The organism is Streptosporangium sp. DT93, from assembly GCF_049844535.1.
Lineage (GTDB): Bacteria > Actinomycetota > Actinomycetes > Streptosporangiales > Streptosporangiaceae > Streptosporangium.
In genome coordinates, this window is record NZ_JBNCLF010000026.1 from 15,063 (window position 1) to 36,895 (window position 21,833).

Annotated in this window: 18 protein-coding genes; 8 read left to right on the top strand and 10 right to left on the bottom strand. The window is 72.5% G+C overall.

Annotated features, from left to right (window positions below):
• The first annotated feature begins 31 nt into the window (after positions 1–31).
• Both ACLQ2R_RS35440 and ACLQ2R_RS35445 read left to right on the top strand, forming a co-directional pair.
• Positions 32–1,390 (top strand): extracellular solute-binding protein, encoded by a 1,359-nt coding sequence (locus ACLQ2R_RS35440; protein ID WP_425965788.1) that lies wholly within the window; start codon positions 32–34, stop codon positions 1,388–1,390.
• A 231-nt stretch (positions 1,391–1,621) separates the two neighbouring features.
• A complete protein-coding gene (locus tag ACLQ2R_RS35445; RefSeq protein ID WP_425965789.1) occupies positions 1,622–2,851 on the top strand; it encodes a saccharopine dehydrogenase family protein in 1,230 nt (409 codons plus the stop codon).
• A gap of 110 nt (positions 2,852–2,961) precedes the next feature.
• On the opposite strand, the gene ACLQ2R_RS35450 is transcribed toward ACLQ2R_RS35445, so the two are convergent.
• Together ACLQ2R_RS35450 and gabT are read right to left on the bottom strand one after the other, a co-directional pair.
• Positions 2,962–3,204 carry a hypothetical protein gene (locus tag ACLQ2R_RS35450; RefSeq protein ID WP_425965790.1) on the bottom strand — a complete coding sequence of 81 codons (243 nt, stop codon included), beginning with the start codon at positions 3,202–3,204 and terminating at the stop codon, positions 2,962–2,964.
• Between the two features lie 243 nt (positions 3,205–3,447).
• Positions 3,448–4,824 carry a 4-aminobutyrate--2-oxoglutarate transaminase gene (gabT, locus tag ACLQ2R_RS35455; RefSeq protein WP_425965791.1) on the bottom strand — a complete coding sequence of 459 codons (1,377 nt, stop codon included), beginning with the start codon at positions 4,822–4,824 and terminating at the stop codon, positions 3,448–3,450.
• Between the two features lie 97 nt (positions 4,825–4,921).
• Here gabT and ACLQ2R_RS35460 point away from each other — a divergent pair, with 97 nt between their 5' ends.
• Positions 4,922–6,619, top strand: a complete 1,698-nt coding sequence (locus tag ACLQ2R_RS35460) for a PucR family transcriptional regulator (RefSeq protein WP_425965792.1) — start codon at positions 4,922–4,924, stop codon at positions 6,617–6,619.
• Here the strand turns inward: ACLQ2R_RS35460 and ACLQ2R_RS35465 are convergent.
• A complete protein-coding gene (locus tag ACLQ2R_RS35465) occupies positions 6,600–7,232 on the bottom strand; it encodes a TetR/AcrR family transcriptional regulator (protein ID WP_425965793.1) in 633 nt (210 codons plus the stop codon). The two genes, ACLQ2R_RS35460 and ACLQ2R_RS35465, sit on opposite strands and share 20 nt — an antisense overlap.
• A gap of 214 nt (positions 7,233–7,446) precedes the next feature.
• Here ACLQ2R_RS35465 and ACLQ2R_RS35470 point away from each other — a divergent pair, with 214 nt between their 5' ends.
• The gene (locus ACLQ2R_RS35470; RefSeq protein WP_425965794.1) at positions 7,447–8,874 is read left to right on the top strand and encodes an aldehyde dehydrogenase family protein; all 1,428 of its coding nucleotides are present in this window, start codon (positions 7,447–7,449) and stop codon (positions 8,872–8,874) included.
• Positions 8,875–8,950: 76 nt separating this feature from the next.
• Here the strand turns inward: ACLQ2R_RS35470 and ACLQ2R_RS35475 are convergent, their stop codons facing one another.
• Both ACLQ2R_RS35475 and ACLQ2R_RS35480 read right to left on the bottom strand, forming a co-directional pair.
• Positions 8,951–10,069, bottom strand: coding sequence for a trypsin-like serine peptidase (locus ACLQ2R_RS35475; RefSeq protein WP_425965795.1), 1,119 nt, complete (start codon positions 10,067–10,069; stop codon positions 8,951–8,953).
• Between the two features lie 53 nt (positions 10,070–10,122).
• Positions 10,123–11,301, bottom strand: a complete 1,179-nt coding sequence (locus ACLQ2R_RS35480; RefSeq protein WP_425965796.1) for a trypsin-like serine peptidase — start codon at positions 11,299–11,301, stop codon at positions 10,123–10,125.
• A 456-nt stretch (positions 11,302–11,757) separates the two neighbouring features.
• On the opposite strand from ACLQ2R_RS35480, the gene dxr reads away from it, so the two are divergent.
• The 4 genes from dxr (at position 11,758) to ACLQ2R_RS35500 (ending at position 16,989) form a co-directional block, all read left to right on the top strand.
• Positions 11,758–12,945, top strand: coding sequence for a 1-deoxy-D-xylulose-5-phosphate reductoisomerase (dxr, locus tag ACLQ2R_RS35485; protein WP_425965797.1), 1,188 nt, complete (start codon positions 11,758–11,760; stop codon positions 12,943–12,945).
• Between the two features lie 34 nt (positions 12,946–12,979).
• Positions 12,980–14,149, top strand: a complete 1,170-nt coding sequence (ispG, locus tag ACLQ2R_RS35490; RefSeq protein ID WP_425965798.1) for a flavodoxin-dependent (E)-4-hydroxy-3-methylbut-2-enyl-diphosphate synthase — start codon at positions 12,980–12,982, stop codon at positions 14,147–14,149.
• A 243-nt stretch (positions 14,150–14,392) separates the two neighbouring features.
• The gene (locus ACLQ2R_RS35495; protein ID WP_425965799.1) at positions 14,393–16,090 is read left to right on the top strand and encodes an alpha/beta hydrolase; all 1,698 of its coding nucleotides are present in this window, start codon (positions 14,393–14,395) and stop codon (positions 16,088–16,090) included.
• A 56-nt stretch (positions 16,091–16,146) separates the two neighbouring features.
• A complete protein-coding gene (locus tag ACLQ2R_RS35500; RefSeq protein ID WP_425965866.1) occupies positions 16,147–16,989 on the top strand; it encodes a GNAT family N-acetyltransferase in 843 nt (280 codons plus the stop codon).
• Positions 16,990–17,226: 237 nt separating this feature from the next.
• Here ACLQ2R_RS35500 and ACLQ2R_RS35505 read toward each other — a convergent pair whose 3' ends face one another.
• The 5 genes from ACLQ2R_RS35505 to ACLQ2R_RS35525 form a co-directional block, all read right to left on the bottom strand.
• The gene (locus tag ACLQ2R_RS35505) at positions 17,227–17,604 is read right to left on the bottom strand and encodes a DUF3037 domain-containing protein (protein WP_425965800.1); all 378 of its coding nucleotides are present in this window, start codon (positions 17,602–17,604) and stop codon (positions 17,227–17,229) included.
• The gene (locus ACLQ2R_RS35510; protein WP_425965801.1) at positions 17,601–18,419 is read right to left on the bottom strand and encodes a HipA family kinase; all 819 of its coding nucleotides are present in this window, start codon (positions 18,417–18,419) and stop codon (positions 17,601–17,603) included. Before ACLQ2R_RS35510 ends, ACLQ2R_RS35505 begins: the two co-directional genes overlap by 4 nt.
• Before the next feature lie 192 nt (positions 18,420–18,611).
• Complete coding sequence (locus ACLQ2R_RS35515; RefSeq protein ID WP_425965802.1) at positions 18,612–19,493, bottom strand: TIGR03619 family F420-dependent LLM class oxidoreductase; 882 nt, start codon at positions 19,491–19,493, stop codon at positions 18,612–18,614.
• A gap of 137 nt (positions 19,494–19,630) precedes the next feature.
• On the bottom strand, positions 19,631–20,881 hold the full coding sequence (locus ACLQ2R_RS35520; RefSeq protein ID WP_425965803.1) for an LLM class flavin-dependent oxidoreductase: 1,251 nt from the start codon (positions 20,879–20,881) through the stop codon (positions 19,631–19,633).
• Positions 20,878–21,669 (bottom strand): alpha/beta fold hydrolase, encoded by a 792-nt coding sequence (locus ACLQ2R_RS35525; RefSeq protein WP_425965804.1) that lies wholly within the window; start codon positions 21,667–21,669, stop codon positions 20,878–20,880. The genes ACLQ2R_RS35520 and ACLQ2R_RS35525 overlap by 4 nt, the downstream gene beginning before the upstream one ends.
• Positions 21,670–21,833: the final 164 nt, after the last annotated feature.

Genomic DNA, 21,833 nt, shown 5'->3' on the forward strand with positions numbered 1-21,833 from the left:
GGCAGGTCCGTGGACATCGGGAGGAGACCTCGTGGGCGGGGACAGGCTCGGCCGGGCGCGTCTCGGGGCGCTGCTGGGGGCGGGCGGCCTGCTGCTCGCGGCGTGCGCCCAGACCGGGGGCGCGACCGTGACCGGGGACGTGACCGGTGCCGGAGCGGGTGCCGGGACGGGGGTCGCGAGCGCTGCCAGGGCGGCGCGGGCCCCCTCGCCTCCCGTGACGGCCACGCCCTCCGTGACGGCCGGGCCGATCGTGCCGATCGTGCCGTCGTCGTCCGGGCCGCCGATGACACCCGATCCAGGCTCCACCTCCACCCCGGCGTCCACCGCGACCGCGTCCGCCACCCCGCGTGCCACGCCGTCGGCCTCCGTCGGCAAGGGTGAGGGCACCCTGCGGGTGCTCACCTACCAGGGACACGTCGAGTACGGAAGTTCGGCCGCGGGCGTCAACTGGGTCTCGTCCTTCGAGAAGAGGAGCGGGTGCGTCGTCCGGGTCGACCGGGTCCGGACGGGCGAGGAGATGGCGAGCAGGTTCGCCGCCGGGACCTACGACGTGGTCTCGCCCTCCCCGGACCTGGCCGGCCTGCTGGTGGCCGACGGCAAGGTCATGCCGCTGGACACCTCCCTGATCCCGGAGTACAGGCACATCCCCAAGCGCCTGCGCGAGCTGCCCGGCCTGCGCGAGGACGGCAGGGCCTACGGCGTCCCCTACCTGTGGGGCGTCAACCGGGTGATCCACGAGGGAGGCGGGACGCGGAAGGCCGGGGCGCTGTACGGGGGCGATCCCGCGGCCCTTCGCGACAGCCCGCTGAGCATCGCCGACGCCGCGCTCGTCCTGCGGGAGACCCGTCCCGAGCTGGACATCGGCGACCCGTTCCAGCTCACCCCCGACCAGCTCGACGCCGCGGTGGAGCTGCTGGCCGAGGGCGACGGCCCCGACCGCGTCTACTGGCAGGACTCGCTCGACCTGGTCAGGGCCCTGTCGTCCGGCCCGGTACGGATCGCCCAGGCCCTTCCCTACCACCTGGACCTGTTCCGCAGGGCGGGCCGGCAGATGAAGGCCGCGCAGGCGGGGCCGGTGACGGGGTGGGTCGACTCCTGGATGATCTCGGCCGCGTCCGCCAGCCCGAACTGTGCCTACCGGTGGCTCGACTGGACGGCCTCGGAGGGGGCACAGCGTCCCGCCTCGGCCTGGACGGGGCTCGCCCCGGCCAACCCGGAGGCGTGCGGCGGGCACGCCCGCCGGATGTGCGACATCTACCGCGTGCGCGACGGCAAGGGCCTGCGCGACGTCCTGTTCGCCTCCCGCCCGGCGCGGGACTGCGGCGGCCGGGACGGTACGTGCACCGACTACGCCGACTGGACGGAGCGCTGGAGGGGTCTGGTCAAGTGACCGGGACCCGCTGAGCCGCTCTTTCCCGCCGATCGCCTCACGGGTGGTGCTGCCCCCGGTGAAGGTGCCGACCCGCCGCCCCCGCCCTTTCCCGTCGTCTCCGGCCTGGTCCGCGTACCCCGGTCGCGGCGACGCTTTCCGTTGCCATGATCAATTCTGACGATGGATTCGGTGGTGAGATCATGCTCCATCTATCGACTGGTCGACCAGTCAGTGGATAATATGTCCGTTATGAGGATTCTTCTTGTCGGGGCGGGCGGCGTGGGCTCCGCCGTGGTCCCCATCGCCGCGCGCCGGGATTTCTTCGAGCACGTCGTGGTCGCCGACTTCGACCGGGAGCGGGCCGTCGCCGTCGTGGCGCGGGTCGCGGACCCGCGTTTCAGCGCCATCGCCCTGGACGCCTCCGACCGGACGGCGGTCGAGGCCGCCCTCGCCGAGCACCGCTGCGACGTGCTGTTCAACGCGGTGGATCCTCGCTTCACCATGTCCCTGTTCGAGGCGGCGCTCAACGCCGGTGCCGGCTACCTGGACATGGCGATGTCGCTGTCGCGGCCCCACCCGCTCAGGCCGTACGAGCTGCCGGGGGTGAAGCTCGGCGACGAGCAGTTCGCGCTCGGCGAGACGTGGCGCGAGCGTGGCGGGCTGGCGCTGGTCGGCATGGGCGTGGAGCCGGGGCTGGCCGACGTGTTCGCGCGCTACGCCGCCGAGCACCTGTTCGAGGACATCGAGGAGATCGGTGTCCGCGACGGGTCCAACCTGGTGGTCGACGGCTACGACTTCGCCCCGACGTTCTCCATCTGGACGACCATCGAGGAGTGCCTCAACCCCCCGGTGATCTGGGAGGACGGCCGCTGGCACACCACCGAGCCGTTCAGCGAGCCGGAGGTCTTCGACTTCCCGGAGGGGATCGGGCCGGTCGAGTGCGTCAACGTCGAGCACGAGGAGGTGCTCCTGATGCCGCGCTACATCGACGCCCGGCGGGTGACGTTCAAGTACGGCCTCGGTGAGGAGTTCATCGGGGTGCTGAAGACGCTGCGCAAGCTGGGCCTGGACAACGCGGGGAAGATCAGGGTGGGGGGCGTGGAGGCGTCGCCGCGCGAGATGGTCGCGGCCAGCCTGCCGGACCCGGCCACGCTCGGCCACCTGATGCGGGGCAAGACCTGCGCCGGGACCTGGGTCAAGGGCACCGGGAAGGACGGCGCGCCGCGCGAGGTCTACCTCTACCACGTGGTCGACAACGAGTGGTCGATGCGCGAGTACGGCTGCCAGGCCGTGGTCTGGCAGACGGCCGTGCACCCGGTGGTCGCCCTGGAGCTGCTGGCCACCGGCGTCTGGTCGGGCACCGGGGTGCTCGGCCCCGAGGCGTTCGACGCGGTGCCCTTCCTGGAGCTGCTCACGGCCTACGGCTCGCCGTGGGGCATGCGCGAGCAGGCCGCCGGGGCCTCCCTCATGGTCGCCTGAGCCAACCGCCCGTCAGAGGCCCGGATCTTTCGGGAACCCAAGCTTCCAGGAAGCTGAGCCTTCCGCCTGTCAGAGGCCCGAGCCCTCCGGAAGCCCGAGCCCTCCGTTCGTCAGAAGAAGGCGGCGCGCCGGGGACGGGAGTGGGTGTCGCTCTGCTGCGGGAGCAGCGCGTCCGCGCACTCCGGGCAGGCGAAGAGGGCCGTGCCGTCGGGCAGCCGGCCGATCCTGATCCGCGGGCGCGGCCACTTCTTGTGACAGGCCACGCAGGCGTCGCCCTCACGCTGGGTACGGGTCAGGCCCTCGGGGTCGAAGGTCATCGTGACGTGTGCCGTTCTGGTCGGCCCCCAGTTCATGTGATCCCTCCATAGGGAGACCTCGAGCGTTCTCCCCCGGTGCGGTCCCGGGGGAGGATGTCGACACGTTTTCTGTCTTGATCGCGCACTTTCACATCGGAACCGTTATAACGCGGTCATGACCCGTGATCGCTGTGGCGGGTGTCAAGCCGCGGTTAAATCACGGCCTGCATGCGGGCCGTATAACGGCAAAAGGGGCACCTGGCGTCAAGCCGGATGCCCCTTTTGTTGGGTTCTAAACCGTCACGTCTCGTTCACCGCCTTCTCCAGGATCGCCAGTCCCTCCTCCAGAAGGTGGTCCGGAACGACCAGCGGGGGCAGGAAGCGCAGCACGTTGCCGTAGGTCCCGGCGGTCAGGACGAGCAGGCCCTCGGCGTGGCACCTGGCGGCGATCTCGGCCGCCGCGGTGGGGTGCGGGTCCGTGGTGCCCGGGACCACCAGCTCGACGGCGATCATCGCGCCCCGGCCGCGCACGTCGCCGATCACCGGGTTGCGCTCCGCCAGGGCGCGCAGCCGGGGCAGCATGGTCGCGCCGATCCGGCGGGCCCTGCCGGTCAGGTCCTCGGCCTCGATGGTCTCCAGCACGCCCAGCGCCGCCTCGCAGGCCAGCGGGTTGCCGCCGTAGGTGCCGCCCAGCCCGCCCACGTGCACCTTGTCCAGGATCTCGGCGCGGCCGGTGACGGCGGCCAGCGGCAGGCCGCCGGCGATGCCCTTGGCGGTGACGATGATGTCGGGCACGATGCCCTCGTGCTCGCAGGCGAACAGGTCGCCGGTGCGGGAGAAGCCGGTCTGGACCTCGTCGGCGATGAAGACGATGCCGTTCTCCCGGCAGAACTCCAGGATCGCGGGCAGGAAGCCCGGGGCGGGCTCGATGAACCCGCCCTCGCCCGCGATCGGCTCGATCACCACGGCGGCGACGTTCCCGGCGCCGATCTCCTTGGTGATCTGGTCGATCGCCTGGGCGGCGGCCTCCTCGGCGCAGTTCTCCGGCCCGGTGGGCCAGCGGAACGGGTAGGCCAGCGGCACCCGGTAGACCTCCGGGGCGAACGGGCCGAAGCCGTGCTTGTACGGCATGTTCTTGGCCGTCAGCGTCATGGTCAGCAGGGTCCGGCCGTGGTAGCCGTGCTCGAAGACGACGACCGCCTGGCGGCCGGTGGCGTGGCGGGCCACCTTGACCGCGTTCTCCACGGCCTCGGCGCCGCTGTTGAGCAGGAAGGTGCGCTTCTCGTGGTCGCCGGGGGTGATCCGGTTCAGCGCCTCGGCGACCCGCACGTACGACTCGTACGGGGTGACCATGAAGCAGGTGTGGGTGAACTCCGCGACCTGCCGGCGCACCCGCTCGACCACGCGCGGGGCGGCGTTGCCGACGCCGGTCACCGCGATGCCGGAGCCGAAGTCGATCAGCGAGTTGCCGTCGGCGTCGACGACGACACCGCCGCCGGCGCGCGTCACGAAGACGGGCAGCGTGGTGCCGATGCCCGGTGGCACGGCGGCCTGCTTTCGGGCCAGCAGCTCGCGCGACCTCGGGCCGGGGATCTCGGTGACGAGGCGGCGCTCCTGCGGAAGCGAGGGGCCGCCCTCGCCGGCGCTGCCGGCGGCGGTGCTGGTGACGGTGCTCATGCTGCGAAGGTATGTCGCGGATGCCGGGCTGCCGATGATGCACTATGGCAAAATTGGCCGGACCGGACTCGACATAACGTACAAAGCTGGAGGGGCCGTGCCGCCGACACTGCGCACCGTCGTACGGCGGCCGTCGCTGGGGCTGGAGGTGCTGGCCGCGGGGGATTCGCTCGACCGGCCGGTGCGCTGGGTGGCGGTCAGCGAGCTGGAGGACCCCACGCCGTTCCTGGAGGGGGACGAGCTGGTCCTCACCACGGGCATGCGCCTGGACGACGGCAACGCCGCGGGATACGTGGAACGCCTGGTCGCCAGGGGCGTCGCGGGTCTCGGCTTCGGCACCGGCCTGGGCCACGAGACGATCCCCCGGGCGCTGGTCGAGGCCGCCGCGCGGGCCGGGCTGCCGCTCGTCGAGGTGCCGCGCGACACCCCGTTCGTCGCGATCGGCAAGGCGGTCAGCGAGCTCATCGCCGCCGAGCAGTACGACGAGCTCAGCCGCGCCTTCGCGGCCCAGGGCCGTCTGACCCGCGCCGCCCTCCGCCCCGAGGGGCCGCGCGCGGTGATCGACCGCCTCGCCCGCGAGCTCGGCGGCTGGGCGGTCCTGCTGGACGAGGCCGGAGCGGTGCGGCACGCGGCGGGCCGGGGGGCGGCGGCCGCCGCGAGGAGCCTCGGCCCGGAGCTGGAACGGCTGAGGGGCGAGCGCCGGGGCACGCCCGCGAGCCTGGCCCTGTCCTCGCCGGGAGAGCACGTCGTCGTACGGCCGGTCGGAGCGGGCCGGGTCAGGGGGTTCCTCGCCGTCGGCCTCGACCGGCCCTTCACCCCGGTCGCGCACACCGTGGTCACCGCCGCCGGGTCGCTGCTGACGCTGGACGTCGAGCACGGCGGCGAGCACCTGGCCGCGGAGCGCAGGGTCCGCTCCGCGGTGCTGCGCCTGCTGCTGGCCGGGGAGACGGAGGCCGGGCGCGAGACGCTGGAGCGGCTGGGGGAGGGGCTGCCCGAGGGGCCGCTGGCCGTGCTCGTCACGGCGGGCGGGCCGGGAACGGCGTCACGGCCGGGGCCGGCGTCGCCACCTGGGCCCGCCTCGGCACAGGGGCCGCTGTCGCTGCCCGAATCGGCGTCACGACCGGGATCGGTGTCGGCGTCGCGATCGCGGTCGAGCTCGGAGCCGGCGTCGCGGTCGGTGTCGGTGTCGGTATCGGGGTCGGTGTCGGGGGAGGCGGTGCTGGAGGCGGCCGAGGCCGTGCCCGGCGGGTTCGCGGCGGCCGACAGGGACGCGGCCGGTACGGGCAGGGTGGTGCTGCTCGTGCCCGCCTCGGAGGCCGACGCCGGGGCGGCGGCGCTCGGCGGGCACGGCCCCGTCGGGATCGGCGACGCGGCCGGCCCCGGCGACCTGCGCGCCGGTCTCGGCCGGGCCGAGCGGGCGCTCGCCGCCGCGGGGCGCCGCGCCGCGCCGGTGATGCGCTTCGCCGACCTCGCGGGCCAGGGGCTGCTCTCCCTGATCGACCCCGGTACGGCGGCGGCGTTCTCCTCGGCGCTGCTCGCCCCCCTCACCGGACACGGCTCCCGCGCCGACCTGCTGGGATCGCTCCGCGCCTACCTGGAGTGCAACGGCCACTGGGACGCGGCGGCGCAGCGGCTCGGGGTGCACCGGCACACCCTGCGCTACCGGATGCGCCGCGCCGCCGAACTCGTCGGGCGTGACCTGGACGACCCGGCGGTCCGCGCCGAACTCTGGGTCGCCCTCGCGGTCGCCGCACCCGAGGCGTCCACGCCGGTCGTCAGGGGCGGCGAGGGCTGATCAGGTACCGGGAGATCACGGCGTAGGTGACCGTGTCATAGGTCTCGCCGTCCCTCAGGTGCCCGGCACGTTCCAGAGCGATGGCACCCTGTGCCGCCGCCCACAGCGCGTCCGCGATCTTCCTCGGCTGGGTGGGCACGACGTACCCGGACGAGATGCAGTCGGCGATCACCCGGTCGACGACGTTCAGCGCCGCGCGGGCGAGGGTCCTGGCCCGCTCGCTCGGCGTGAAGCCGGGGATGGCGCGCTCGAACATCAGGGCGTAGTAGCCGGGCTCGGCCAGCGCGGCGTCCCGGTAGGCGGGGGCGAGCGAGCCGAGGTGCTCCAGGGCGTTCCTGCGCCGTGGCACCGCCTCCAGCCGGCGGCGGAAGCGCTCGAAGCCCTCCAGGTAGAGCGCCTCGGCCAGGCCCTCCTTGCTGCCGAACATCGTGTAGATGACGGTCGTGGAGCACCCCGCCTCGGTGGCGATGCGGCGCATCGACAGGCTCTCCGGCCCGACGGTGACGAGCAGCTGGCTGGCGACGTCGAGCAGCCGCACCCGCAACCGGTCCTGGGAGGCGCGCTCACCGGCGAGATAGGCGCCCTGAAGGCCGCGTGGCGCCGAGGGGATCATGCGTCCACGCCCTTCCGCTCTGAGTGTCCATCCGGTGACCTAGCCACGGTGAAGATCATTCAAACCGGCACCTTATAAGCAATAACCGTAAATAACGCTGTTTTCGTTACAAGAAGGGTGTGTATCGGTTTTTATGCGGAACGGCGCGAGGGCGCGGACCCGTTGTGCGGACTGGAGTAGGGCCGCCCGCCCACCGGTGGCATAGCGTCGGGGCATGGACGTGCGCCCCTTCTGGCTCGCCGGTCGCCCCGCCACCGGCGACGCCGAGCTCACCGTGACCAACCCGCATGACGGCCGCGTCGTCGCCGTCTGCTCCGTACCGGCTCCCGAGCAGGTGGAGGAGGCCGTGGCCGCGGCGGCGGCCGTGCGCAGGACGGCCGCCGCGCTCCCGATCCACGTGCGGGCCGAGGCGCTCGCGCACGTCTCGCGCCGCCTGGCCGAGCGGGCCGACGAGATCGCCCGCCTGATCACCGCGGAGAACGGCAAGCCGATCTTCTGGGCCCGCGGCGAGGTCGGCCGCGCGGTCTCCACCTTCCGGTTCGCCGCGGAGGAGACCCGCCGCCTCGGCGGTGAGACCGTCCGCCTGGACACCGAGGCCGCCTCCGCCGGCCGTCTCGCCTACGTCTCACGCGTCCCGTACGGCCCGGTGCTGGGCATCACGCCGTTCAACTTCCCGCTGAACCTGGTGGCGCACAAGGTGGCCCCGGCGATCGCGGCCGGTGCCCCGATCGTCCTCAAGCCCGCCCCGGCGACGCCGCTCTCCTCCCTGGCGCTGGGGGAGATCCTGGCCGAGACCGACCTGCCCGAGGGCATGTTCTCGGTGCTCCCGGTGCCCAACGACCGGGCCGGGACGCTGACCGGGGACCCGCGCCTGCCGGTCGTCTCCTTCACCGGTTCCGCCCCGGTGGGATACGCGATCATGGACCAGGTGCCGCGCAAGCACGTGACCCTGGAACTCGGCGGCAACGCCGCCGCGGTCGTGCTCGCCGACGCCGACCTCGGCTGGGCCGCCTCGCGGATCGCGCTGTTCTCCAACTACCAGGCCGGTCAGAGCTGCATCGCCGTCCAGCGGGTGATCGTCGAGACGTCGGTGTACGACGACTTCGTGGCCCGGCTCGTCCCGGCCGTCGAGGCCCTGGTGACCGGCGACCCGGCCGACGAGAAGACGCAGGTGGGCCCGCTGGTCTCGGTCGAGGCCGCCGAGCGCGTGGAGCGGTGGGTCGGCGAGGCCGTCTCCGCGGGAGCGCGCCTGCTGACCGGAGGCACCCGCGACGGCGCCACGGTCGCGCCGATCGTCCTGACCGACGTGCCGTCCGACGCCAAGGTCTCCCGCGAGGAGGTCTTCGGCCCCGTCATGATCCTCCAGAGGGTCTCCGGCGTGGACGAGGCCTTCGCCGCCGTCAACGACTCCCGGTACGGCCTGCAGGCCGGGGTGTTCACCCGCAGCCTGGACATCGCCTTCCGGGCCAACCGGGAGCTGGAGGTCGGCGGAGTGATCATCGGTGACGTGCCGTCCTACCGCGCGGACCAGATGCCCTACGGAGGGGTCAAGGACTCGGGCGTGGGCCGCGAGGGCATCCGCTCGGCCATCGCCGACCTCACCTACGAGAAGGTCATGGTCCTCACCGGGCTGACCCTCTGAGCGGGCGGCGGCCGGTCCTGAACCCACCGGTGACGGGGCGGGTCCCGGACCCGACGGCGGCCCGGAGGCGACCGGTTCAGGACCGTCCGGCCACGGTGTAGAGGTTCCTGGCGGTGGTGCCGAAGTAGGGGCCGTACATGGTGCGGCGGTCGTCGCTGTACTTGAAGCTGCTGACCGAGACGATCGTGCCGCGGCCGGTGGCGGGGTCGAAACCGGCCAGCCAGGGGCCCCCGCTGGACCCGGCGGTCATGTCGCAGCGCATGCCCTGGTCGGTGGTCTGCCCGTTGGGGTCGTCGCGCAGCGGGCCCGAGCAGTAGACCAGGTGCTCGCCGTCGTAGGGGGTGTCGGCGGGGAAGCCGAAGCCGCTGGCGGAGCGCCCCCTGGGCGTGCCGAAGGCGATGTCCTGGCCGCCCGCGACGTCCCCGAGATGCCTGCCGCCACTGGTGCCGACCGCGACCATGCCGATGTCGTGGCTGTCGTCGCCCTTGCGCGACCAGGGACCCGCGACGAACATGCGGCGCGCGGTGTACTGCCCGTACGGGCGGCGGCCCTGGGCGTAGCCGGGGACGAAGGTCCAGTTGTCGGCCCAGGCCCCGGCGCCGTCCTTGACGCAGTGGCCGGCGGTCACCACCAGGTCCCTGTTGGCGCTCCTGACCGAGCTGGCCGAGCACACGAAGTCGCTCCCGCCGACGGTCAGGAACACCCGCCCGGTGGTCCGCCCCACCATGCCGCCCGCGGTCCAGCGGGCCCCGGCGGTCTTGGAGGGCAGGACGGCGGCGGCGGAGGCGCGGGACAGGTGCGCGCGCCGGACGGGATCGTGCGGTCCCCGGGCGGAGACGCGCAGCACCCCGGCCGTGGAGGAGAGGCGGCCGAGCAGGCCGGTGACCTTCGCGAGCGGGTCGAGGGGGAGCGCCGCGGCCATCCGGCGGGGGGTCCAGTAGTGGAGGACGCGCTCCCGCTCGGCGGCGGTGTGGACGGGGATGTGCTCGGCGACGTCCCGCATGTCCGGCGCGCCCGGCGTGTCCGCCACGTCCGGCGCCGGGAGTCGTGCGGCGGCCGGGTGCGGCGAGGGCGTTCTCGTGACGGGCGTCCGATCCGGGAGGGCCCGCCCGGTGGCCGTGGCGCCGGTCACCGGGGCGCTCAGCAGGCCGACGACGAGCGAGACGGCCGCAAGCAGGGGGAGGCTCGGGGTCATGAGACCCGATTTTGCACTACCCCGGGTACTCTTGTGATTACTTTTGGTGAATCTCAGGGGGTGCCGGTGGTCTGCGCGGCCTCGTAGACGGCCTGGGCCTCGGTGCCGAAGTACGGGCCGAACATCCATCCGGCGGCGAAGGCGTACTTGAAGCTGTTCACCGAGTTCAGGGTGCCGAGGCCGGTGCCCTCGTCGAGGTCGAGGAACCACGGCCCGCCGCTCGACCCGCCGGTCATGGTGCAGTTCAGCCCGATGTCGCGGGTCATCAGGAAGTCGTCGAACGCGCGCCCGGCGCAGTAGACGAGCTTCGAGCCGTCGTACGGGGCGCCCGCCGGGTAGCCGAAGGAGTGCATCTGCCTGCGGCGCGGCTGGTTGAAGGCGATGCCCTGGCCGCCGACCACGTCGGTCAGTGCCCTGCCGTTCAGCGGCGCCACCACGGCGGAGGCCACGTCGTGGTTGACGTCCTCGCTGTTGTTCCACTGCGGGGTGGTGTAGAGCGTGGTGGCCACCCAGGTGCCGTGGGGCCGGTTGCCGTTCTCGTACCCCGGCACGAAGACCCAGTTGCCGTGGAAGGCCCCGCCCATCCTCACGCAGTGCCCCGCGGTGATCACGGTGCTCCTGTTCTCGCTGGTCACCGCGCTCGCCGAGCAGGAGGCGTTGCGGCCCTGGTAGGTGAAGAACACCCGGCCCGCGGTCCTGGCGATCGCCCCGCCGCGCGTCCACGGCGAGCCGGTGGAGGCGCGGACGGCCGGCCCGCGGGTCGTCGTGAGGGTCTCGGCACCGTCGCCGTCCGTGCCCTCGGGGGTGGTGGCGGGGACCAGGACGGGGTCGGCCGCCGCCTGGGCCGCTCTCGCGGCCGCGGTGAGCCGGGCGCCGTCCTTCTCCGGGACGAGGGCGGCGAGCGGCTTGGCGGCCTCCATCCTCGCCTCGGTCCAGTAGCGCTGGACGGCCCGCTGCTCGGCCCGGGTGTCGGCCGCCTCCCTCTCGACCGGGCGGGGAACGGCCGGTGCCGCACCGGCGCGGCCCGCGCTCCCGGCGGTCCCCGTGGTCGTGGTCCGGGAGGTGCCCGTCGCGGACGTGTCTCCGCCCGCGCCGGCCCTCGTACCCGTACCCGCACCCGTGCCGGTGGTCGTTGCGGTGGTCGCGGAGGCTCCGGAGACGATCGCCGTCGAGAGCAGCGTGCCGCCCGCGACCAGGGTGAGAATAGGAACAAATCGTGCACTGTGCCGCATACATGCCTCCCGAGACGGTTGCTGTCCGGGACGCTAACGGGCCGTCCGTCCGCATTTCTCAAGATTTACAACTATTGATATAGGGAGATTCGGACTTAAATGTCGCCTTTTATCGCCTGTTTCAGATCTAACGGATTCTTCTGTTGCTTCGATCGGAACGGATGATCCTTCCGCCCGCCCGCCCGCCCGAGGCCGTGACTCCGGCGACTCCGGCGATTCGATGATCCTGACGACCCGATGATCCTGATGACCCGATGATCCTGACGATCCGGTGACCCAGGGAACACTGCGACTCCGGTGATCCCGGCGACCCGGTGACTCCGGGCCCCGGGGACCTCGGAGATCCCTAAGACTCCGGTGATCCCGGTGATCCCGACTCTTCCGCCCCTTCCGGTCACGCCGTGGACCTCGGCCACGCCGATTCGACAGCGCCGTCACAGCCGGGAGAATGAGGCGGTGCAGACAGACAGCGTCGTCCGTTCCGTCGTCCTGCTGGGTTCGACCGGCTCCATCGGGACCCAGTCCCTCGATGTCATCGCCCGCAGCCCGGGCCGGTTCCGGGTGGCGGCGCTGGCCGCCGGAGGGGGCCGGATCGACCTGCTGGCCCGCCAGGCGGCCGAGTTCCGGCCCGAGGCGGTCGCCGTCGCCGACCCCTCGGCGGTGCCCGAGCTGAGGGCCGCCCTGGCCGCGCACGGCGTGGACGCGCGGGTGCTGGCGGGCCCCGAGGGGGTGGCCGAGGCCGCGTCCTGGCCCGCCGACGTCGTGCTCAACGGCATCACCGGCGCCCTGGGGCTCACCTCCACGCTGGCCGCGCTGGAGGCGGGACGGGTGCTCGCCCTCGCCAACAAGGAGTCGCTGATCGTGGGCGGGCCGCTGGTGAGGCGCCTGGCCAAGCCCGGCAGCCTGATCCCGGTGGACTCCGAGCACTCCGCCCTGGCCCAGTGCCTGTGGGCGGCCGGACCCGGCGGCCCGGACGCGCGGGCCGTACGGAAGCTGGTGGTCACCGCCAGCGGCGGGCCCTTCCGGGGCAGGCGGCGCGCGGATCTGGGGGACGTGACCCCCGAGCAGGCCCTCGCCCACCCCACCTGGTCGATGGGACCGGTCATCACGGTGAATTCCGCCACACTCGTCAACAAGGGGCTGGAGGTCATCGAGGCCAATCTGCTCTTCGACATCGGCTTCGACCGCATCGAGGTCGTCGTCCACCCGCAGTCGGTCATCCACTCGATGGTGGAGTTCGTCGACGGCTCGACCGTCGCCCAGGCCAGCCCGCCCGACATGCGCCTGCCCATCGCGCTGGCCCTCGGCTGGCCCGAGCGGGTCGCCGGCGCGGCCCGGCCGGTCGACTGGACCACCGCCCACACCTGGACGTTCGAGCCGCTGGACGACGAGGCGTTCCCCGCCGTCGCGCTCGCCCGCCACGTCGGCACGGCCGGAGGCACGGCCCCGGCCGTCTACAACGCCGCCAACGAGGTCTGCGTCGAGGCCTTCATGGCCGGGCGCCTGCCCTTCCTCGGCATCGTCGACACCGTGGCGTCGGTGGTCTCCGAGCACACCGTCACCGAAGCCGGTTCGGTGGCCGAGGTGCTCGACGCCGACGCCTGGGCGAGGATCCGGGCACGCGAGCTCACCGGGACTGCCTAGACTGGTGAGCGTCGTCGACCTTCAAGGGCTGAAAATGACTTCTGTTGCTCTCGGAATCCCGTCCGTAAGGACCAGGCCGATCGCCGAGCGACGCGTGTCCCGTCAGATCATGGTCGGTTCCGTCCCGGTGGGCGGTGACGCGCCGATCTCCGTGCAGTCGATGACCACCACGGTCACCGCCGACATCAACGCGACGCTCCAGCAGATCGCCGAGCTGACCGCCTCGGGCTGCCAGATCGTCCGGGTCGCCGTCCCGTCGCAGGACGACGCCGACGCCCTCCCGATCATCGCCAGGAAGTCGCAGATCCCGGTGATCGCCGACATCCACTTCCAGCCGAAGTACGTCTTCGCCGCCATCGACGCGGGCTGCGCCGCCGTCCGGGTCAACCCGGGCAACATCAAGAAGTTCGACGACAAGGTCGGTGAGATCGCCCGCGCCGCCGCCGACCGGGGCGTGCCGATCCGGATCGGCGTCAACGCCGGCTCCCTCGACCCGCGCCTGCTGCAGAAGTACGGCAAGGCCACCCCCGAGGCGCTGGTGGAGTCGGCCCTGTGGGAGTGCTCCCTGTTCGAGGAGCACGGCTTCCGCGACATCAAGATCTCCGTCAAGCACAACGACCCGGTCGTGATGGTCCAGGCCTACCGCCTGCTCGCCGCCCGCTGCGACTACCCGCTGCACCTCGGCGTCACCGAGGCCGGCCCGGCCTTCCAGGGCACGATCAAATCGGCGGTCGCGTTCGGCGCCCTGCTCGCCGAGGGCATCGGCGACACCATCCGGGTGTCGCTGTCGGCCCCGCCGGTCGAGGAGGTCAAGGTCGGCAACCAGATCCTGGAGTCGCTCAACCTGCGCGAGCGCGGCCTGGAGATCGTCTCCTGCCCCTCCTGCGGGCGCGCCCAGGTCGACGTCTACACGCTGGCCGAGCAGGTCCAGGCCGGTCTGGAGGGGCTGAAGGTCCCGCTGCGCGTCGCGGTGATGGGATGCGTCGTCAATGGTCCCGGCGAGGCCCGCGAGGCCGACCTGGGTGTCGCCTCCGGCAACGGCAAGGGCCAGATCTTCGTCAAGGGAGAGGTCATCAAGACCGTCCCCGAGTCGCAGATCGTGGAGACCCTGATCGAGGAGGCCCTGCGCCTGGCCGAGGCCATGGGCGTCGAGGTCGACCTCGAGGACGACGACGCCCCCGGACCCCAGGTGGTCGTCGGCTGAGACGCCCGGGGGCGCGGTCCGCGTCCCGCCCGGTGTCACCCCCTCACCCCGTTCTTCCCCGTGCCGGTCGGCCGTGCCGACCGGCACTCCGCGTTTTCCGCGCCCCGGCGTCCTCAACCCCCGGATCATTACACTTAGCAATGATCCGACTACACTTTGGCAGGCATCCGCTCGTGTCACGGGTGGTCGTGCCGCCGACCGGGAGACCATCGCCTCTGCCTTACGAGTGGGGGGATCGGAACAGTGAAGAAGAGGGTCGCCGGGATCGCGGCGGGCATCGGGATGCTGGTTACCGCGATGTGGACACCACAGGGGGCGACGGCTCAGGACGTACAGGGCCAGGGGACGGCCGCCCGGCAGGGACCGGCGCGGGGGGTGGCGGCCCGGGAGGGGCCGGTGCGGGGGGCGGTGGTCCGGGAGAGACGGTCCCTGGTCTGGGGGCCGTGCCGCGACGGCAGGGGCCGGTCCGCCCAGGTCGTGCCGGGACGGCCCGCCGTCCGGGTCGAGTGCGCCACGCTCAGGGTCCCGCTCGATCACCACGACCCGTCGCGGACGATCGGCATCGCCCTGAACCGGATCAGGGGTAACGCCTCCCGCGACCGTCTCGGCGCGCTGCTGGTCAACCCCGGCGGTCCCGGGGCGTCCGGCCGCGATCTTGCCAAGGGCGTCGTGGCCGGGCTGCCGGTGGGGCTGGCCGCCCGGTTCGACGTGATCGGCTTCGACCCGCGCGGCGTCGGGGCCAGTGACCCCGCCCTCACCTGCGTCGACCCCCGGACGCACTACCGGGCGCCCCGCCCGGACCAGGTCCCGGACGGCCGACGCGACGAGGCCGTGCTGATCGCCCGCGCCCGCGGCTACGCCGAGGCGTGCGGCACGCGGTGGAGCTGGATGCTGCCCCACATGACCACCGAGAACTCGGCCAGGGACATGGACCTGATCAGGGAGGCGCTCGGCGAATCGAAGATCAGCTACCTGGGCTACTCGTACGGGAGCTATCTCGGGGCGGTCTACGCCACGCTCTTCCCCGACCGGCTCAAGCGGCTCGTCCTGGACAGCGTGGTGGACCCGCGCGGCGTCTGGTACCGCTCGAACCTCGACCAGAGCGTCGCCTTCGAGGCCAGGCACGTGGACTTCCTGAGGTGGGTCGCCCGCCACGACGCGGTCTACCGGCTCGGCTCCACCGAGCGGGCGGTCTCCTCCGCCTGGTACGCCATGCGGGACCGGCTGGCAGGCCACCCGGCCCGGGGAGTGGTCGGGCCGAGCGAGCTCGACGACCTCTACACCCTCGGCGGCTACTCCGACATCCTCTGGCCGCAACTGGCGAAGGCGTTCTCCGCCTACGCCAGGAGGCGCGAGCCGGCCCCGCTGCTCAACGCCTACCGCAAGCACGGCGAGAACGACGCCAAGGACGAGAACAGCTACGCCGTCTACCTCGCGGTCGAGTGCCGCGACGCCGCCTGGCCGCGCGACTGGACGCGCTGGCGTGCCGACATGACCAGGGCCAACGCCAGGGCGCCCTTCCTGACCTGGCCCAACGCCTGGTACAACGCGCCGTGCGCGTTCTGGCCCGAGCCGGGCGGCACCCCTGTGGAGGTACGCGGGAGCGACGCTCTGCCGCCGGTCCTGCTGATCCAGGGCGAGCGCGACGCCGCCACCCCCTACGAGGGCGCGCTGCGGATGCGGGACCTGATGCCCACCTCCCGGCTGCTGGTCGTGCCCGGCGGCAACCACGGCGTCGCGTTCAGCGGCAACGCCTGCGTCGACCGCCGTCTGGCCGCCTATCTCCGGGACGGCACGCCGCCCGCGGGGGCCCGCCGGGGGGGCCGCGCTCCCGACGCCCGCTGCCCGGGCGTTCCCGCGCCCGTCCCGGCGGCGGCGCCCGCCCCGGTCCGGGTGCCCGCCGGTCACGCGGTACGGGGGAGTGCCCTCAGCAGTAGATGAGACGCTCTGTGTCGGTTCCTGCCAAATTCGAGGGGGTCGCGTAGGCTGAGCACGTGATGCTGCGCACAACGGCGTCGCGCGTGCTCGACGACAACGATCGGGACGAGGTCCTGGCGCTTCTGGACACCGACCCCGTCGGCAATGTCTTCGTCGCCTCCAGGGTCCGTTCGGTCGGGCTCAATCCGGCCAGGCTCGGTGGCCAGATGTGGGGATTCGGGCCGCGCGGCGGCCTGATCTCCGTCTGTTACGCCGGGGCGAATCTGGTTCCGGTCAACGCCGGTACGGACGCCGTCTACGCCTTCGCCGACCGCGCGCGCAAACAGGGCCGACGCTGTTCCTCGATCGTCGGGCCCGCCGACGCGGTGCGGCTGCTCTGGGAGCGGCTGGAGCCCTACTGGGGCTCGGCCCGCGCGATCCGGTGGGCGCAGCCCGTCATGGTCGCCACGGAGCCCTCCCCGGTCTCCCCGGACCCGCTGGTGCGGCGCGTCCGGCCCGAGGAGTTCGACGTCCTGCTTCCGGCGTGCGTGGCGATGTTCACCGAGGAGGTGGGCGTCTCCCCGGACGCCGGGGACGGCGGGGCCCTCTACCGCTCCCGGGTCGCCGAGCTGATCAGGATCGGCAGGTCCTACGCCCGCATCGAGGGCGGCCGGGTGGTCTTCAAGGCCGAGGTGGGCGCGGTGACCCCGCAGGTCTGCCAGATCCAGGGCGTGTGGGTCCATCCCGACCTGCGCGGCCGCGGCCACTCGGTGACCGGCATGGCCGCGGTGATCAACCACGCGCTCGACTACTTCGCCCCCGTGGTCTCGCTGTACGTCAACGACTACAACGCCCCGGCCAGGGCCGCCTACCGCAGGGCGGGCTTCGTCGAGGTCGGGACCTTCATGTCGGTGCTCTTCTGAGCTTCGCCGGGTCCCTCCAGGCTTCTCCTGGGCGACGAAGACGGCCGCGAGGGTCGCGCCGCTGCGGGTGCTCCGTGTGCTGGGCACGGTGGCGCTGGCCGACGGCTACAAGCTCCTGCCCTGCACCTTCACGGCCCGCGCCGGGAACGGCCGACCCCGCGGGGCCGTGCCGTCCGGCCGGGGGAGTGCGGGCCGGGCTCGTTCGGGAGAGCGGGCCGGTCGGGTGGTCGGGCCCGGTCAGGGGGTGCGTACGAGGCGGGTCACCAGGCGTTCCAGCTCCGCCTCCGGGTCGGTGGTGAGGCCGGCGTGGACCGGGCCCGTCTGCACGATCGTGCTGCGCGGCGCGGTCAGCCAGCGGAACCGGCCGCCGAGCGGTTCCCCGGTCAGCGGCCCGGCCTCGCCGTCGCAGGAGCGCCGGTAGGCGCCGAGCGCGTCGCGTACCCCGTCGAGGTCCACGCCGGAGTCGAGGGCGCGCAGGCGCGCCTCGTCCAGTTCCACGCGGGCGCACAGGTAGGCGCGGGGCTGGCAGTAGAGCAGCACGCCGGCGTTGATCAGCTCGCCGCGCTCCACCCGGGGGACGACCCGGATGATCGCGTACTCGTAGACGTCCCTCACCGGTTGTCCTTCCAGAACGCGCCCACCGAGCCGGTCCTCTTCTCCTCCTGCGGGCGGGCATCCCGGCCGGACGGCGCCGGCAGCCAGGTGCGCGGCCCCTGGGCGCGGGCCAGCAGGTGGTCGACGTAGGCCTGCCGCACGGTCTCGGCCCCGTCGAATCCCGGCTCGTCCTCCAGCCACTCGTCGGGCACGTCGTCCACCACCCCGTCGAGCAGGTCCCTGGTGATCGTCACGCTGAGCTCGGCGTCGGCCTCGTCCAGGCGGGTGGCGAAGGGGGCCATCACGTGGTCGCCGGCGTCGAAGGCGCGCAGCGGGTCGGCGGCGGGCCAGTTGTGGTGGAACCAGAGCGCGGCGCCGTGGTCGATGAGCCAGGTGTCGCCGTGCCAGAGCAGCAGGTTCGGGTTGCGCCAGCTCCGGTCGACGTTGTGGATCAGCGCGTCGAACCAGAGCAGCCGCGAGGCGAAGCCGGCCTCGGGCGGCCGGGTGAGCGGCTCGAAGCCGAGCGCTCCCGGCAGGAAGTCGATCGCGAGGTTGTTGCCCTCGCTCGCCCTGAGCAGGTCCTGGATCTCCTCGTCGGGCTCGCGGGCGCCGAGCTGCGGATCGACGTCGATCACCTTCAGCTCGGGCGTGCGGAACCCCAGGCGCCGCGCCAGCCCGGCGCAGACGATCTCCGCGACCAGGACGCGGCGGCCCTGTCCGGCGCCGCGGAACTTCACGACGTGGGTGCCGAGGTCGTCCGCCTCCATGACCCCGGGGAGCGAGCCGCCCTCGCGCAGGGGCGTCACGTAGCGGGTGGCCTTGATCTCTTCGAGCACCCGGCCAGGCTACCCGTTCGGCTCGCGGGACCACCCTCGCCCGTTCGCGGGGCCGTCCAGGTGAACCCGTCAAGCCGTGAACCCGTGGACCCGTCAGGCCGTGAACCCGCGGACCCGTCAGGCCGTGAACCCGCGGACCCGTCAGGCCGTGAACCCGTGGACCCGTCGTTCCGCGGACCCGTCTCCGCCCGTTCACATGCGGGAGACGACCTCCTCGGCGAAACGCTCCAGGGTGGCGATCTTGAGCTCGACGCCGTCGCCATACCGGGCCTTCTCCTCGGGGGTGGCCAGCCACCAGGGGGCGGCCATGGTGCCGGTGACGCCCTTGTCGGCGAAACGGCGGTAGGTGGCGGCGTCGGGCATGACCGCCAGCGGGGCGATGATCTGCAGGTCGTCCTCCGCCCTGCCGTACTCCTTGAGGTAGCGCCGCAGGTCGGCGAGGATCGGGTCGAGCCGTTCCTCGGTGTAGACGCGGTTGCCCAGCCAGCCGTCGCCCGTCCTGGCCGCGCGGCGCAGGGCCGCCTCGCTGTCGCCGCCCACGAAGAACGGCACCGGCGCGGCGGGTACGGGGCAGATCGACAGCGGGCCGTGGTCGTAGTGGACGCCGTGGTGCTCGACCGTGCCGCCCTCCCAGAGCCGGCGCAGCGCCGGGATCATCTCGTCCAGCCTGCGGCCCCGGGTGTGGAAGTCCTGGCCGGTCTGGACGAACTCCTCCTTGCACCAGCCGACGCCGACGCCGAAGCTCACCCGGTCCCCGGACAGGACCGCGGCGGTGGAGACCAGCTTGGCGACGGTGAACAGGTCCCTGGCCGGGGCGACGTAGACGTTGGGGGCGAAGCGCAGCGTCGTGGTGACGGCGGCCATGGCGCCGATCGTCACCCACACGTCCGGCCAGTGCGTCGCGGCGTCCCAGCGAGGGGCGCCGGTGCTGGAGTAGGGGTAGGGGGAGTCGAAGTCGGCGTAGAAGATGTGGTCCGACAGTGTGAGCGTGTGGATGCCGCATCGCTCCGCGGCCCTGGCCAGCTCGATGAACTGGCCGGTCTCGACGAACGACGCTCCAAGCCAGAACTGCACGGATCCTCCCGGGAGGTGAGGGCTGGGACGGGGCGCGGGAGCCGGGGAGCTCCCGGGGCGGGGTGCCCCGGGGCCTGGACTTCCGGAGGTTTCGGGACGGGTGCCGCGAGGCCGGAGGCGCCGGGGGCCGGGACGGGTCAGCCGGAGAACTCGGGGATGACCTTGGTGGCGAACAGCTCCAGGTTGCGCTTGACCGTGTCGAGCGGCAGCACGCCCTGCTGGCCCTGCATGAACAGGCCGAACCACTCCAGGTCCGGCATCCGGTCGAGCATGCGCTGGATGCCGCGCTTGACGTCGTCGGGGCCGCCGAGCAGGGCCATCTCGACCTCGTTCATGCGCTTGAAGTCGCCCTTCTCCGGGCTGATCGGCTGGTGCCGGTCGTCCTCCTTCTTGCGCAGGACCTCCAGGTAGCCGAACGGGCCGAAGAAGGCGGCGAAGTCCTTCTGCATGCTCGTGCCGTAGGTCGCGATGGCCTCCTCCCGGGTGTCGGCCATTCCGACGATCTTGAGAATGCCGGTGTGCTCGCCCAGCTTGTAGTCCCGGCCGCACTTGGCCGACTCCTCCTGGTAGAGCCTGGCCTTGGCGGCGTGCTCGTCGGGGTTGGGGGTGAACATCCACGGCAGGATGTCCTCCTGCGCGGCCCTGACCACCGACCGGTCGGAGATGGTGAACGGCTGCCAGAGCTCGGGGTGGGGGTTCTGGTAGGGCCTGGGGCAGACCGAGACCGCCTGGATCCTCCCCTCGTCGTCGAGCTCGCCCGGCGCGCCGAAGGTCCTCGTCCACTCCTGGGCGGGCCAGCCCTCGATCCCGTCGAACGGCGAGGGCACCTCGTAGTCGATCACGTCCGACTTGTAGCGGAGCGTCTCCTGGGTCCACGCCATCTTCATGATGTTCAGCACCTCGCCGAACACGTCGAAGTTGCGGTTGTCGGTGCTGGAGCCGTCGGAGCGGGCGGCCGAGGCGTGCCAGCGCTGCCCCAGCACGTTCATCCAGCGGTTCTGGTAGCCCCGGGCCACGCCGAGCCGCAGGCGGCCCTTGCTGAACTGGTCGAGCAGGGCCACGTCCTCGGCCGCCCTGATCGGGTCCCAGGCGGGCAGCACCAGGCCCAGGGGGGCGAGCAGGATGCGCTCGGTCCTGGCCGCCAGGTCGGTGAGGAACATCAGGGGGTTGACCGAGAACTCGAACCCCTCGGAGTGGAAGTGGTGCTCGGTCATCATCAGCGCGTCGAAGCCGATCCTGTCGGCGTGCACGGCGATCTCGCGTACCTCGTCCAGGAGTTTCTGGTACGACTCGGTGTCGCGTCCGATCGGCCTCCTGGCCTTCGCGTTCTCCTCCTGGCTGAAGCCCGAGCCGGGGATCTGCGGGTTGAGCATCAACGAGAACTTCACGGCAGGCTCCTTAGCCAGTTGGTGACGACGATGAGGAACTCGCCCGGACGCTCCTCGTGCAGCCGGTGGCCGCTGCCCTCCCACACGACCGCCCTGGAGTGGGGGTCCGTGAACAGCCCGGCCTCCCACGCCGCCTGGGCGGGGTCGAACCAGAAGGTGAGCACCGGGCAGGCCCGGCGCGCCAGGCAGGCCTCGGACCCGGGGCGCAGGCCCATCGCGTCCGGGCCGTCGAACATCGCCTCGAAGGCCTGCAGCAGCACGTGCGGGGGAGTGGCGAGGATGCGGCGCCGGTGCCACTCGCGCAGCCACCCGGGTGTGGCGGCGGTGGTCGTCCACTCCTCGTTGCCCAGCGAGACGCCGATGACGTCCTCGCGCATCCGCTCGACCAGCACCGGCAGGTACGCGGCGGTCGCGCCCGCGAAGCCGTACCCGGGATCGACCGTGACCAGCGCCCTGACCAGCGAGGGGTGCTCCACGGCGAGGTGGGAGACGATCTGGCCGCCCATCGAGTGGCCGATCGCGACGCAGGAGTCCACGCCCAGCTCCGCGCAGAGCAGGGCGAGGTCGGCGGCCATCCGCCGGGGGGTGTTGCCCGTGGCGGAGGCGGTGGAGTGGCCGTGCCCGCGCATGTCCACCGCGATCACCCGGTACCGCGCGGCGAGGTCGGGGATGTGGTGGACCCACTCGCAGGAGTCGGAGCCCAGACCGTGGACGAGCAGGAGCGTGGTGTCCCCAGAACCGTCGTCGGTGTGGAAAAGCCGGACGTCGTCTATGTCCGTGAACGCCATCAGCGTCCTTCCGTGAGGAGTGCCGGTCCCGCTCGCCCTGCCCGTCCCGCTCGCCGTTCGTGGTGTGCCCGCTGTACGCTCGCCGGGTGCCGCGTTCTCTCCGCGTCCGGCGAACGTCCCGTCGCCGCCCTCGTCGCCGGTGACGTGAGCAAGCTACCCTAGGA

Excerpts from the sequence above, each read along its gene's own strand:
- ACLQ2R_RS35445 (WP_425965789.1), top strand. The coding sequence starts at position 1,622 with ATGAGGATTCTTCTTGTCGGGGCGGGCGGCGTGGGCTCCGCCGTGGTC.
- ACLQ2R_RS35450 (WP_425965790.1), bottom strand. The coding sequence starts at position 3,204 with ATGAACTGGGGGCCGACCAGAACGGCACACGTCACGATGACCTTCGAC.
- gabT (WP_425965791.1), bottom strand. The coding sequence starts at position 4,824 with ATGAGCACCGTCACCAGCACCGCCGCCGGCAGCGCCGGCGAGGGCGGC.
- ACLQ2R_RS35465 (WP_425965793.1), bottom strand. The coding sequence starts at position 7,232 with ATGATCCCCTCGGCGCCACGCGGCCTTCAGGGCGCCTATCTCGCCGGT.
- ACLQ2R_RS35470 (WP_425965794.1), top strand. The coding sequence starts at position 7,447 with ATGGACGTGCGCCCCTTCTGGCTCGCCGGTCGCCCCGCCACCGGCGAC.
- ACLQ2R_RS35475 (WP_425965795.1), bottom strand. The coding sequence starts at position 10,069 with ATGACCCCGAGCCTCCCCCTGCTTGCGGCCGTCTCGCTCGTCGTCGGC.
- ACLQ2R_RS35480 (WP_425965796.1), bottom strand. The coding sequence starts at position 11,301 with ATGCGGCACAGTGCACGATTTGTTCCTATTCTCACCCTGGTCGCGGGC.
- ispG (WP_425965798.1), top strand. The coding sequence starts at position 12,980 with ATGACTTCTGTTGCTCTCGGAATCCCGTCCGTAAGGACCAGGCCGATC.
- ACLQ2R_RS35500 (WP_425965866.1), top strand. The coding sequence starts at position 16,147 with ATGCTGCGCACAACGGCGTCGCGCGTGCTCGACGACAACGATCGGGAC.
- ACLQ2R_RS35525 (WP_425965804.1), bottom strand. The coding sequence starts at position 21,669 with ATGGCGTTCACGGACATAGACGACGTCCGGCTTTTCCACACCGACGAC.